At 51.5% G+C, this 12,874-nt stretch carries 11 protein-coding genes; 3 read left to right on the top strand and 8 right to left on the bottom strand.

All coding sequences use genetic code 11. The features are described from left to right. Positions 1-11: 11 nt before the first annotated feature. The 4 genes from HYT77_06675 to hutH form a co-directional block, all read right to left on the bottom strand. A complete protein-coding gene (locus HYT77_06675; GenBank protein MBI2067677.1) occupies positions 12-1,550 on the bottom strand; it encodes a hypothetical protein in 1,539 nt (512 codons plus the stop codon). 154 nt (positions 1,551-1,704) lie between these two features. After that, a complete protein-coding gene (deoC, locus tag HYT77_06670) occupies positions 1,705-2,370 on the bottom strand; it encodes a deoxyribose-phosphate aldolase (GenBank protein MBI2067676.1) in 666 nt (221 codons plus the stop codon). Between the two features lie 6 nt (positions 2,371-2,376). Further along, positions 2,377-2,961 (bottom strand): lytic transglycosylase domain-containing protein, encoded by a 585-nt coding sequence (locus HYT77_06665; protein MBI2067675.1) that lies wholly within the window; start codon positions 2,959-2,961, stop codon positions 2,377-2,379. 410 nt (positions 2,962-3,371) lie between these two features. Then, on the bottom strand, positions 3,372-4,871 hold the full coding sequence (gene hutH, locus HYT77_06660; protein ID MBI2067674.1) for a histidine ammonia-lyase: 1,500 nt from the start codon (positions 4,869-4,871) through the stop codon (positions 3,372-3,374). 68 nt (positions 4,872-4,939) lie between these two features. On the opposite strand from hutH, the gene HYT77_06655 reads away from it, so the two are divergent. From HYT77_06655 to hutU, 3 genes are all read left to right on the top strand, one after another. Beyond that, entirely contained in the window at positions 4,940-6,208 is a 1,269-nt protein-coding gene (locus HYT77_06655; GenBank protein MBI2067673.1) for an imidazolonepropionase, read from the top strand. Further along, positions 6,168-7,175 (top strand): formimidoylglutamase, encoded by a 1,008-nt coding sequence (locus tag HYT77_06650; protein MBI2067672.1) that lies wholly within the window; start codon positions 6,168-6,170, stop codon positions 7,173-7,175. The genes HYT77_06655 and HYT77_06650 overlap by 41 nt, the downstream gene beginning before the upstream one ends. A gap of 147 nt (positions 7,176-7,322) precedes the next feature. Next, a complete protein-coding gene (gene hutU / locus HYT77_06645) occupies positions 7,323-8,957 on the top strand; it encodes a urocanate hydratase (GenBank protein ID MBI2067671.1) in 1,635 nt (544 codons plus the stop codon). Here hutU and typA read toward each other — a convergent pair. Genes typA through HYT77_06625 form a run of 4 tightly spaced genes read right to left on the bottom strand, consistent with a single transcriptional unit; the run spans position 8,934 to position 12,838 of the window. Next, positions 8,934-10,739: a translational GTPase TypA gene (gene typA / locus HYT77_06640; GenBank protein ID MBI2067670.1), complete on the bottom strand. Its 1,806-nt coding sequence runs from the start codon at positions 10,737-10,739 to the stop codon at positions 8,934-8,936. The two genes, hutU and typA, sit on opposite strands and share 24 nt — an antisense overlap. Beyond that, positions 10,723-11,751: an alcohol dehydrogenase catalytic domain-containing protein gene (locus HYT77_06635; protein MBI2067669.1), complete on the bottom strand. Its 1,029-nt coding sequence runs from the start codon at positions 11,749-11,751 to the stop codon at positions 10,723-10,725. Before HYT77_06635 ends, typA begins: the two co-directional genes overlap by 17 nt. Before the next feature lie 10 nt (positions 11,752-11,761). Beyond that, the gene (gene lsrF, locus HYT77_06630; protein ID MBI2067668.1) at positions 11,762-12,559 is read right to left on the bottom strand and encodes a 3-hydroxy-5-phosphonooxypentane-2,4-dione thiolase; all 798 of its coding nucleotides are present in this window, start codon (positions 12,557-12,559) and stop codon (positions 11,762-11,764) included. 36 nt (positions 12,560-12,595) lie between these two features. Next, positions 12,596-12,838 (bottom strand): hypothetical protein, encoded by a 243-nt coding sequence (locus tag HYT77_06625; protein MBI2067667.1) that lies wholly within the window; start codon positions 12,836-12,838, stop codon positions 12,596-12,598. Positions 12,839-12,874 lie beyond the last annotated feature (36 nt).

Below are 12,874 nucleotides of genomic sequence, written 5' to 3'. Positions count from 1 at the left end.
AGTAGCTTTATTTAAGAGCTTCTCTGGTCAAGAAAGTGGGCCTTGAGATAACGCTCTTGGAAGAGATTGAACGGATTCGTACTCGTTTTCATCTTTGAATCCTTGGAAGACCTGTAGAAGTGGTTGGCATAATAGAGACAACCGACTTGGGTCTGAATCCTCAGATCGCCGACCCCCTGACCTGCCAGATCTCCCCAGCGCGACTGGGCTGAAGAATAGGTGGCGGCACAATTCGTGGCGAAGAGACCGCTCCAATTGAGCAGTTGCCGGAACGGATTGATCGTGACGGAGGGGATATTATAAATCATCCGTGTCCAGCTTGGGAAAAAGCCGGTCAGGTTGATGTTAAAATCAAGAAAGCTCTTCAATGCCCCTAAGTGAAGGATATCTGAAACGGTGTTTTCGGCGTATTCATCCATAAATTTGACAAACGCATGTCCCAGTTCATGAACGGCAACATCGATAAAGAGGGGTCTCGGCTGTGACCGATTCTTGTCATAGAGATTCAGGAAGATGCGTGGGTGCGTGTTTAGATCTACAACCCGCGAAAAGAGATTTTCCCAATTAACCCCATCGACGAGGGTCTCGTAGAAGGTCATGTTTCCACTCAAGACACGAAGGAGGTTCCCCGAAATCCGTCCCCAGTCAAAGGCAGCACGCAGGAGATCATTCAGTCTTTGATCGAGACGGATTCGAAACCAGTTCGCCTGTGACCGACAGTTGGTGTTCGAGAGCATATGGATAAAGGTCTTATGCCGCAGCGAGACCTGCTCGAGAATATCGTCTTCGATTCCATCAAAATCTTTTTCGAGAGAACAATAGTTGTTTAGTGACCTCGATCGGTCGATTGAGTGAGAGGCGAGGTCCACATACCAGAAATTAAATTTATCCCTCTTTCCGTCAAAGACCGCCTGGCCAAACAGCCCATGTGCCGTGCGCCCCCCGGTTGTAGGGAGTCCTTCTCCCTCGAGATCAAGGATCTTGAGGGACTGAGAGATGAAGTAGGACTTGGAACGGGAACCGTGGCCGACAAAAATGATATTTTCACGACCGGATCGGTTGGGGCGGTTATGACCGGTGAGGAGTTCCTCTAAAATTGTTTCCGTGGAGGAATGGATGGAGAGCATCCCGAGGTCGATTTCAACGAGACCCTCATCCTCCGTCCCTTGAGATCCCTCTACGAGTTCTTCCTCAGTCATCAGGGGATCATCAGAGAATTCTGATGGTTCGCCATCTTCCGTCGGTTCTGCAACAGGCTCCTCCAATTCTGATGGGTTAACAGTACCAGACTCCAGCTCCTTTGCCGAGTTCGCAAGCGCCTGGACCGCCTCCTGCGTAATCGTTACAGAATGTTCCTCCTCAAGTAGGATCTCAATCTCGTTGTTGGCCAGTCCTTCTTCACGCATCTCCTCTTTCTGCTGTTCCGTCTCTCCGGCAGATTGTTCAGTCTCTATAGAACCTTCTTCAACTGTTGTCCCTGTCTTGGAACAGCCGGCAAAAAATAGCAGAGTTACCACCAAAGAAAGCTTCTTGAGACTGGGTTGAATCATAAGACCTCCAGGTTTCAGGAGAGAATGAACTGCAATTTTATTGCCATCGTCCCAAAAACGAATGAGCGGAATCTTACAAGTAATTTCAGATAGTTAAATATAAGCCCGTTTTGATTAGAGGTGTTTAATTATCTCTCAAAATGAGAATCTGTTATCAAACTGATAAAACACGGTTGCCGGCCTCTCTCACAAGCAACACGCCAGCGGAAGAACCAATCCGGGTTGCTCCAGCCTGGATCATGTCGAGTGCTGACTTAAGATTCTTGATTCCCCCTGAGGCCTTGACCCCCATTTTGGATCCGACCGTTTCACGAAGAAGTTTGATGTCATCGACCGTCGCACCACCCGTTGAAAAACCGGTTGATGTCTTGACAAAGTCAGCGCCGCCCTCCTGGGCCAGATGACAGGCCTTCATCTTCTCTTCATGGTTTAAAAGACATGTTTCCAGAATGACCTTCAGAAGAAGATTCGGGATTGCCTTCCGAACGGCCTCAATATCCTTTTGTACCATGGTGAACTCTCTTGATTTGAAGGCACCGATATTCATCACCATGTCAACCTCAGCAGCACCGTCATCCAGGGCACGTTTTGCCTCTTCCGCCTTGACGGAGGGCTGACCAAGTCCCAGAGGAAATCCCGCAACGGTACAGACCTTAACTCTACTCTTCTCCAGAAGTTTTTTGCATAGAGAGACCCAGAACGGGTTCACACAGACGGAAAAGAACTGATAGGTGACCGCCTCCTCACAAAGTTGGTGGATCTGCTCTCCCGTTGTTTCCGGCTTGAGCAGGGTGTGGTCGATGTACTGAGAAAAGGGCAGGGGCATCTATAAGTTGCAATACCCGTGGTAGGTCCTCATGACCTTCCAGGGATAACCGCTGGCCGGTACGGGCCTGTTTTTATAATGGCGGCTCACGGCCGTTGGACCGATATTATAAGCCATCAACGCCTTCCAGAGGTCGCCGTTGGATTTTTTAAGCAGTTTGGAAAGATAGCCAATCCCCACCTGTAAATTCAGGATCGGCTCGTGAAGCTCTTCACCGTAGAGTTTAATTTGTGTCTCTTTGTCCTTTAACAGATCTTTCAATGCGATCGGTTTCACCTGCATTAAACCGATGGCCCCTCGATGAGAACGGACTTCTGTCCGAAAGCTGCTTTCAACCTTAATGATTGCAAGGATAAGAAGGGGATCAAGATTTCGTTCATCCGATAGTCTTAGAATGGCGTCTGAAATGACCGGCAATAGGGCCTTATCTTCTCTCCATTCCTTGTCCAGTATCGAATAAACCTTCGCTGCAGTCTGGATCTTGGAGTGGTCCCCACCTTTTGTAAGTATTATTGTGTACAACCCAGCCGTAATTAAAATGACCAGTAATGCCCCCAAACAGAGCTGTTTTGAGGTAAGCCTCATAATATAGAGATATCTTGCAATAGAGGTGCCCAAGCGACTAAACTTCAAGAACCTGAAATCATTTGTTTTTTTAAATAGCATCTTTGACCGCCTCCCTTTAGATAAGAAAACAATTTCCGAAATGTGAACTGGAGTCCCAGCGCCTCAAGCGCCCTGACCTCTTAATAGCGCCTTAAAACGATCATGGAGACCCCCGCTCAATCTGGGTTGATGAAGCAACGTAGCTACTTTGGAAGCGGTTTCAGAGGCAGCACGGCAGACGACCCTTGTCGCATCCCTCCTCAATGCCATTGGATCCAACAAGAGCGCTATCCAAGGTAGCGGACCAAGATGAATGATCGGGTACATAAAAATTCACTCCCTTTGACGGGATTATCGACAGAAAAACAGTTAGGTTGCTTGGCAGTCTGTTAGGCTATTTTTCCACTGCGGAGCAGGGTAAGGGCTCTCTCCAGATCGGGGCGAAGGTAGCGGTCTTCTGAAAGGACCGGGATCTCTTTTCGACAAATCTTTCTAATCCGTGAAAGAGGGGGAGAACTCTTCAGGCTTTGTTGATCCTTCAAGGAAAGGTCGAGTGCTTGAAGCGCTACAACCAGTTCAATCGCTAAAACCTGTTCGGTATTTTCAAGAATCCTCATCCCCTTTTTTGCGGCGATCGACCCCATCGAATTGATATCCTCCTGCCCTGCGGCGGTTGGAATTGAATCAGCGGTAGCTGGATGGGCCAAAACCTTGTTTTCCGAAACGATACTGGCCGCGGTATATTGAGAAATCATCATCCCGCTTTGGAGACCGCTTTTTTCAATGAGAAATGGAGAAAGACCGGAGAGGGTAGGGTCAACCATTCGGTTGATTCGTCTTTCAGAAATGGAAGAGAGTTTTGTCATGGTGATTGAGAAGGAATCAATTGCCCAACCGATCGGTTCCCCATGAAAATTTCCACCACTCAAGATTTCACCGGAATCAACGGAGACAAGCGGATTGTCTGTTGAAGAGCGGATTTCGCACTCAAGCACTCTTTTTAAATTGTTAAGGGCCATTAAATAGGTTCCATGCACCTGTGGAATGCAGCGGAGCGAGTAGGCATCCTGCACCCTTTCACAATTTTCATGGCTCTTGAGAATTTCACTCCCTTCGAGAAGATTCCAGAGAAAGCGTGCCGTCTCCTGGAGCTCCGGGATGGGACGTCGTTCATGGAGAAAAGGATGAAACGCCTTTTGGGAACCTCGGAGCGCCTCGAGAGAAAGGGCGGCAATCGTGTTGGCTGATCTCCAGAGTTTTTCGCCTCTCTCCCAGAGCAGGAGGCCATGGGCGAGCATCATCTGGGTTCCATTGATGAGGCTCAAACCCTCTTTGGCCTTCAGTTCGAATCGGCGAACTTGTTTCTCTTGAAGCACCCCCGCCGCAGGGCGGATCGACCCGTCATTCCAAACCTCCCCTTCACCAAGAAGGGGGAGGGCAATGTGCGCAAGAGGGACCAGATCACCGCTGGATCCAACCGAGCCATGCTCATAAACAACCCCAAAGATATTTTTCTCATAGAGTTCGATCAGTTTTTCGATCAGGGCAAGTCTCACGCCGGAGTAACCGAGTGCGAGTGTATGGATCCGAAGAAGGAGCATCCACCTTGAAATTTCTTCGGCAAGCGGTTTTCCAAATCCGCAGGCATGACTCCTGAGGGTGTTGTGTGAAAGCTCTGTGAGCTGATCGGATGGGATCGTACGGTCCTTAAGTGATCCTAACCCCGTGTTGATTCCATAGGTCGGTTTGGCAATTTGTTCGACAATCTCACGGGATTTCAGGACCCGCTTTTTGGCCTCCGGCTCAATAGAAAGGGGATAACGGTTGTGGTGTCCCTCAAGCAGTTCAAGAAGACCCAGATTCAATGAACCAAGCTCCAGAAGCGGCATCGGCCTCTACTAAAATAAGGGAAGAAAATAGACAATGTTTATTGATTTGGTTAGGATCACAGGCCTCTATGACATCAGAGGGTAAAGAGATTCTCTTTTATAATATTACCTCTCTGTTGCGGATCGCCTCTTCTAAAACCCGAAAGTTAAAAGATGAGATGAAGGATTTGGAAGAGATTCAAAATGCCTACCTTGTTGTCAAGGAGGGGAGGATTGCTGCCTTGGGTATGATGAGTCAGGCACCGCGCTTAAGCCAGTTTCCAGAATCTGTTAATTGTAAGGATCGCCTCGTTCTCCCTGGTTTTGTGGATAGTCATACCCATCTCCTCTACGTCGGAAATCGTGCTGATGAGTTTGAGATGAGGAGTCAGGGCAAGAGCTACGAGGAGATTGCCCAGGCGGGTGGGGGAATCAAGAAGAGTGTAGGGCAAACTAAAAACTGTTCGGAAGATCAGTTAGTTTGGGAAACATTTCCAAGACTTCAAGAGATGCTTTCTCACGGGACGACAACCGTTGAGATCAAGAGTGGGTATGGTCTCTCTCTGGATTCCGAATTGAAGATGCTCCGGGCGATTCGAAGGCTGAAGGAGAGGAGCCCCTTGGAGATCCATGCGACATTTCTAGGCGCCCACGATATCCCCAGAGGAATTTCGCGTAAGGCCTATATTGATGAGGTGACTCAAAAGATGATCCCCCAGGTTGCCAAGGAACGGCTTGCTGAATTTTGTGATATTTTTTGTGACCGTGGCTACTTCTCTCCGGAAGAGACACGGACGATCGCGCTTGCTGCAAGGGAGAAGGGGCTTACAATCAAGATTCATGCGAATGAATTGGGGAATACCGGTGGTGCGGAGATTGCCTGTGAGGTCGGGGCGGTCTCGGCCGATCATCTCCTGTTTCTGGAGAATCCCCAAATGGATGCCCTGAAAAGAAGTCAGGTTGTCTGCACCCTGCTTCCCGGCACCTCCTTTTTTCTGAGGATGCCTTATGCCTCAGTGAGGCGTTTGATCGATGAGGGAATAACCGTTGCCTTGGCAACCGATTCCAATCCCGGTTCGTGTACGGCAACGTCAATGCCGCTGATCCAGAATATCGCAATAACCCAGATGGGGATGCACCCCTCGGAGTCGCTTGTGGCGTCGACCCTTCATGGGGCGGCGGCCCTTGGAATCGAGGATCGGGTCGGATCGATCACCGTGGGGAAAGATGCGGATCTCGTTGTCACCGTTCCGATGCAGGAGTATAGAGAGATCGCCTATCGTCTGGGACAAAATCCCTGTTGGAGGGTTTATAAACATGGAAAACTGGTCTTCGAAAATCCAGCCGGCCTCCGCTGATCTATTCTACTCGAGAAATCCGGAGAGTGATCCCCGCTTGGGAGACATTGTCCTTCCGTTTGATCCGGCCGTACATCAGCTCAAGGATTTCAGGTATGCCCTGATCGGATTTCCGGAAGACCGCGGTATCAAGAAGAATCACGGTCATCCAGGGGCCTCGCTGGGTCCGAACGAAATCCGGCGTGCCTTTTATCGCCTGACGGCCAAAGATCTCTATCATGCGATTGATCTTCGTGAGGCCCGCCTCATCGATCTTGGAAACATCAAGAAAATGGCAACCGTTGAGGAAGGCCAGCAGGCATTGGGAGAGGTGGTGCAGGCCTGTCTTTTCGCCAATCTTTTTCCAATTGTTCTGGGGGGAGGGCACGAGACGGCGTATGGACATTTCCTCGGTTACAAAGGTTTCATGGAGAGGGAGAAACAGGCGGTCCTTTCACTGCACGTTTTAAATATTGATGCCCATCTGGATGTTCGTCCGCTGGAAAAAGGAGAGGGGCATAGCGGCTCGCCGTTCAGGCAGATGATGGAGCAGATCGATTATCCGTTGAAGGGCGAACATTTGACCGTTTTCGGTCTTCAGGGTTCCTGCAATGCCGAAAATGATCTGAAATACGCTCGAGGGAAAGGGGTACAGATCCACTGGCTTGAGGATCTGAAAAAGGGTGAGATGCTTCAGGATTTGAAACAGCTCCTCGCAGAGAAACGAAGACCTTTTTATACAACGATCTGTCTCGACTCGATGCGCGGGGCGGAATTTCCGGCGACGAGTGCCGCTCCGACCTCCGGCTTCAAGGTTCGTGAGATGCTCGGGTTACTTGAGGTTATTGCCAGCCATTCCGCGCTTATGAGCCTTGATCTTGTGGAATATTCACCCCCTTATGACTTTCATGGGGGATGCGCCAAGATTGTGGCACAGCTTCTCTACCGGTTTCTTGTTCACCGACTTAAACTCCTGCCCAAAACTTAGTCCTTCGATTCATGAAGCTCCCCGCGGCAAGACCGCGGGGAGCTTCATTCACTCAGGACTAGTGCTGAGCGAGTAATTTCACTAATTTTTTGGCTTTTCAGATACGTCATGGTAATTACGAGTCGAAGTGCTTAGAGGGAGGTATCGATGAGTCCAATTAATGCACCAACAGGCACCCAACTCACCTGTAAAGGCTGGATTCAGGAGGCGGCCCTCCGGATGCTCATGAACAATCTTTCTCCTGATGTTGCGGAGGATCCGGAGCAACTTATTGTCTATGGTGGATCAGGCAAGGCGGCCCGAAACTGGGAATGTTATGAAAAGATCGTTCACTGTCTCAAAAACCTCGAGAATGACGAGACGCTTCTGATCCAGTCCGGCAAACCGGTTGGGGTCCTGAAATCACGTCCCGAGGCCCCTCGCGTTCTGTTGGCGAATTCCAATCTTGTCGGCCACTGGGACAACTGGGAGGTCTTTCGTGAACTGGAGAAAAAAGGATTGATCATGTACGGTCAGATGACGGCTGGCTCCTGGATCTACATCGGCACGCAGGGAATTCTTCAGGGGACCTACGAAACGTTTGCCGAGGCGGGCCGCAAATATTTCAAGGGGGATCTCTCCGGCCGCTGGATCCTCTCCGCCGGGCTTGGTGGCATGGGTGGGGCGCAGCCACTCGCTGCAACGATGAATGGAGCCGTTTTCCTTGGTGTTGAAATCGATCCGAAACGAATCGAACGCCGTCTCAAGACAAGATATCTCGATGAGACGACGGATGATCTTGACCGGGCCCTCGAGAGGATTTCAGAATACCGCAAAAAGAGACAACCGCGAAGCATCGGCCTTCTGGGAAACGCCGCCACCATTTATCCGGAGCTTTTGCGACGAAAGAGTATCCCGGATATTGTGACCGACCAGACATCGGCCCATGATGAATTGAATGGCTACGTTCCAAAAGATCTTCCCCTTGAGAAGGCACTCTCTCTTCGCAAGTCGAATCCAGAAGATTATATGAGAAGGGCGTATGAGTCGATCGCGGTTCATGTCGAGGCGATGGTTGGATTCAAAAAAAGAGGGGCCATCGTCTTTGATTATGGCAATAACATCCGAAGACAGGCGGAGAAGGCTGGCGCTCAAGAGGCGTTTGCATTTCCAGGATTTGTCGTCGAATTTATTCGTCCGCTCTTCTGTGAAGGGAAGGGGCCGTTTCGCTGGGTTGCCCTCTCCGGCGATCCGGAGGATATCTACACAACCGATCGGAAACTGATCGAACTTTTTCCAAATAACGACCCGCTCAAGCGATGGCTCCGAATGGCGCGCGAGAGAATCACCTTTCAAGGCCTCCCCGCAAGGATCTGCTGGCTTGGCTATGGCGAGAGGGAGAAGGCGGGAGTGCTTTTTAATGACCTTGTTCGTCGTGGAGAGGTAAAGGCCCCGATCGTCATCGGAAGGGATCACCTTGATTGCGGCTCGGTCGCTTCCCCTTACCGGGAGACCGAGGGGATGAAGGACGGGAGTGATGCGATCGCCGACTGGCCGATCCTCAATGCCTTGATCAACGCGGTCAATGGGGCCTCCTGGATTTCAGTTCATGATGGGGGAGGGGTCGGGATTGGCAATTCCCTTCATTCCGGAATGGTCATTGTTGCGGATGGAACGAAAGAGGCCGAAGGGCGTCTTCGGCGTGTTTTAACATCCGACCCTGCGATGGGAGTCCTTCGTCATGCCGATGCGGGGTATGAGGAGGCGATTTCTGTCGCCTCACTTGCGCATATTTTGAGGTAAGATATTTTTTCGAAGCCGGATACTTTTCGGCGTCACTTCAATCTGTTCATCGTCCCGGATGAACTCAATCGCCCGCTCGAGGGTCATCGGGAGTATGGGGCTCAAGATCACGTTTTCATCACGGCCGGCAGCACGAATATTCGTCAGCTTCTTTTCTTTAGCTGGATTGACATTCAAGTCCTGTTCCCGGTTGTGTTCGCCAACGATCATCCCCTCATAGACCGGGACGCCGGGCTCAATGAAGAGAATGCCACGCGGCTCAAGGTGAAAGAGGGCATAGGCGACTGACATTCCCTGACGATCCGACACGAGAACCCCGCAGGTGCGTCCCTTCATATCACCACGATACGGCTCGTACCCCATAAGGTAGGAATTCATGATCCCCATCCCTTTTGTATCGGTCAAAAACTGGGTCCGATAACCGATCAGCCCGCGGCTTGGGATTGAGAATTCAATCCGGATCCTCCCGGAACCGTGATTGACCAGATTGATCATGCGCCCAAGACGTAGCGAGATACTCTCCGTGAGGATCCCCATAAACTCCTCGGGACAATCAATGAAGAGATGTTCGATCGGCTCCAGTTTGGCGCCGTTCTTTTCCTTAAAAATAACCTGGGGACGTCCGACCGAAATTTCAAACCCCTCCCGGCGCATCGTTTCAATCAGGATCGCCATCTGAAATTCTCCCCGCCCCTTGACCGTAAAACTCTCAGCCCCCTCTCCCGTCTCAACATGTAGCGCCACGTTGTGGAGTGTCTCCTTTCGCAAGCGTTCGAGGATTTTTCGGGACTGGACGATTTTACCCTCCCGGCCGGCAAAGGGGGAGGTGTTGATCATAAATTGCATCGAGACCGTCGGTTCATCAACCGTGATTCTCTTCAGTGGTTTGGGGGAGTTGGCCGAGCCGATTGTGTCGCCAATCTCAACCTCCTCAATACCGGAGAGCAGAATGATCTCGCCTGGAAAAACCTCTTCAACCTCCTTAAGGCGGATGCCGTCATAGACCTGCAGGCTTGAGATCCTGAGCGGTCTTGGGGCGCCTTCTTTCGGGAGGCAGACTAGGCTCTCATTCTTTTTCGTTCCGCCATTAAAAACCCGGCCAATGGCAAGCCGCCCGACGTAATCGGAGTAGGAGAGATTCGTCACGAGCATCTGAAACGGCTCTTCGAGATGATAGAGGGGAGGCGGTATCTCACTCAGAATCGAATCGAAGAGGGGAGAAAGATCGCTCCCTTTCTCTTCCAGGGTTTTCTGGGAGATACCGTCGCGGCCGATCGCGTAGAGCACCGGAAATTCAATCTGTGATTCATCGGCATCCAGGTCGATAAAAAGGCTGTAAATCTCATCCAGGACCTCGCGGGGACGGGCATCCTTACGGTCAATCTTGTTAATGACAACGATGATCTTGAGCCGTGCCTCGAGTGCCTTCTTCAGCACAAACCGGGTCTGGGGAAGCGGTCCCTCCGAGGCATCGACGAGGAGGATCGCGCCATCCACCATCTTGAGTCCCCGTTCCACCTCTCCTCCAAAATCGGAGTGGCCCGGGGTATCAATGATGTTGATCTTGACCCCTTTCCAGTGGATCGAACAGTTTTTTGAGGCGATCGTGATCCCCCGTTCACGCTCCAGATCCATGCTGTCCATCACTCGTTCATCAACCGCCTGATTGGCACGAAAGGTGCCGCTTTGGCGGAGCATGAAGTCAACGAGCGTCGTCTTGCCATGATCGACATGCGCGATGATCGCAATGTTGCGAATTGTGTTGTTAACGACTGGGGTCAAGAATCACTTTAAGAGAATCATTCGCTTGTGAAACCAGTGAGAAGGCATGGGACGCCTCGGAAAAACCGAGACGATGTGTGATCAGATCTTTTACGGGAACTCTCCCCTCGGCGATGAGTCGAAGCGCCTCGTGATGGTCTTCCGGACTGGCGGCATAGGAACTCAGGAGCGTAGCCCCCTGTTGCCAGAAGACCGGATTCATCCGAAGCGGAACAATCTGGGCGGGACTCACCGGCGCATAGTAGAGAATGGTCCCTCCCCGATCGACAAGGTCAAAGGACTGGAGTGTCGCCGCCTCGGCCCCCACACAAATAATAACAACATCCGCGAGCCGGTTTTCATTGGCCCTCTTCAGCTGGTGCCCAAGATTGTGATCGGCATGAAACACCTCGTCGGCCCCAAACCGTCGCGCTGCCTCGAGCCGGTACGGATTGAGATCCGAAGTGAATACCCGTGTGGCCCCGTTAATCTTCGCCAGAATAATGTGGAGAAGCCCCGCCAGTCCGCTGCCGACTACCATGACGGTCTGTTCCTTTCTGATCGCTGCCCTTTGCTGGGCCCTGACGGTACAGGCAAGAGGTTCAATGAGTGTTGCCTCTTCAGAAGAGACATGGTCAGGAAGAGGGTAGATACCGTGACGGACATTAATCGCAGGAATCCGGATCAGTTCTGCAAAACCACCTGGATCAAAATTGGTCTGATGAATAAGATCGCAGAGGGTATGATGACCCAGGCGGCAATAATGACACTCATAGCAGGGGACATGGTGGGAGGCGGCAATCCGATCCCCCTTTTTATATTTTTCAATACCGGCCCCAACCTCCACGATCTCTCCCGCAATCTCGTGTCCTAGAATTCTCGGTGATTTGGAAACACGATACCATTCCATCACATCACTTCCGCAGATCCCCGCGGCCTCAACTTTGACAAGGAGCTCACCCTTGCCGATCTTAGGTCGGGGCCTCTCTTCGAGACGGACATCCTTGTTGTTGTAGTAAGTGATGACCCGCATGAGGGAAGAGTCAGTGGCCTGGTTGGGATTGGCTTTTTACAGTTTGGTAGATATCAAACGCCTGATCAACGGTTGCCTTCTCATGAACAATGGTACGAACCGCCTGGATCATTCCGACGGGGGAATCGGATTGAAAGATGTTGCGCCCCATATCAACCCCGACGGCCCCTCCCCGGATTGCATTATAAGAGAGTTGGAGGGCCTCCCGCTCGGGGGTCTTTTTCCCGCCGGCAATCACGACAGGGACAGGACAGCTCCCGACGATGCTCTCAAAATCATCACAGAAGTAGGTCTTGACGAAGTGCGATCCCAGTTCTGCGGCAATGCGGCAGGCGAGGGAGAGGTAACGGGCATCCCGCACCATCTCCTTTCCGACAGCCGTTACGGCGAGGACCGGTATACCGTACGGCTCCGCCTCATTCACCAGGTGGGCCAAATTGGAAAGGCTCTGCTTCTCATACTCGCCCCCGACGAAGATCGAACAGGTGACGGCCGAGGCATTGAGTCGAACCGCCTCTTCAATCGTGGTGGTGATCACCTCATTCGAGAGCTCTTTCAGGATGCTTGTTCCGCCGGAGACCCGAAGGACAATCGGGACATTGCTTGATGGATCAACGGAGGTTCTGAGGACTCCCCGAGTCAGCATGAGACTGTCGGCATACGGCAGAAGAGGGGTAATCGTCTTTTTTGGGTCTTCCAGACCGCTCGTCGGTCCCAGGAAGTAACCATGGTCAACCGCGAGCATCACCGTCTTGCCGGTTGCCGGCTTGAGAATCCGACTTAATCTGTTTTTTAGGCCCCAGCTCATTGAGTGGAGCCTATTTAGGGATTTGCAGCGAAGGTGTCAACCGTTTCGTCCCGGATGGAGATCAATCACCTGTTTGCAGAGGGCAAGTCCCAGACCGGTAACAATCAAACGACGACCGCCATGATTGGCCGGGAATAAGACAATGACCGCCATCCGAATAAAAACTGCAGTCCTCTGAACGTGGCTTCTCTGTGATAAGGCAGTGCCCACCATCAGTGAGTGCGGCGCAAGCTTCGTCGTCGGCTTCTTGGGTGGTTGTTTTGCGTGGGATAAGGTCATTTACGATTGCTGGCAAGAGGAGGGTGGCGCTACCAC

It is taken from the genome of Deltaproteobacteria bacterium (assembly GCA_016180855.1).
GTDB lineage: Bacteria > UBA10199 > UBA10199 > JACPAL01 > JACPAL01 > JACPAL01.
Note: the sequence above shows the minus strand (reverse complement) of the source record. Positions and strands in the feature narration are given on the sequence as shown.

What these genes read in the sequence shown, in the direction of transcription:
- HYT77_06635 (MBI2067669.1), bottom strand. Translation starts at nt 11,751, where the DNA reads ATGCGGGTCATCACTTACTACAACAACAAGGATGTCCGTCTCGAAGAG.
- lsrF (MBI2067668.1), bottom strand. Translation starts at nt 12,559, where the DNA reads ATGAGCTGGGGCCTAAAAAACAGATTAAGTCGGATTCTCAAGCCGGCA.
- HYT77_06650 (MBI2067672.1), top strand. Translation starts at nt 6,168, where the DNA reads ATGGAAAACTGGTCTTCGAAAATCCAGCCGGCCTCCGCTGATCTATTC.
- HYT77_06625 (MBI2067667.1), bottom strand. Translation starts at nt 12,838, where the DNA reads ATGACCTTATCCCACGCAAAACAACCACCCAAGAAGCCGACGACGAAG.
- hutH (MBI2067674.1), bottom strand. Translation starts at nt 4,871, where the DNA reads ATGCCGCTTCTGGAGCTTGGTTCATTGAATCTGGGTCTTCTTGAACTG.
- hutU (MBI2067671.1), top strand. Translation starts at nt 7,323, where the DNA reads ATGAGTCCAATTAATGCACCAACAGGCACCCAACTCACCTGTAAAGGC.
- HYT77_06665 (MBI2067675.1), bottom strand. Translation starts at nt 2,961, where the DNA reads ATGAGGCTTACCTCAAAACAGCTCTGTTTGGGGGCATTACTGGTCATT.
- HYT77_06655 (MBI2067673.1), top strand. Translation starts at nt 4,940, where the DNA reads ATGACATCAGAGGGTAAAGAGATTCTCTTTTATAATATTACCTCTCTG.
- HYT77_06675 (MBI2067677.1), bottom strand. Translation starts at nt 1,550, where the DNA reads ATGATTCAACCCAGTCTCAAGAAGCTTTCTTTGGTGGTAACTCTGCTA.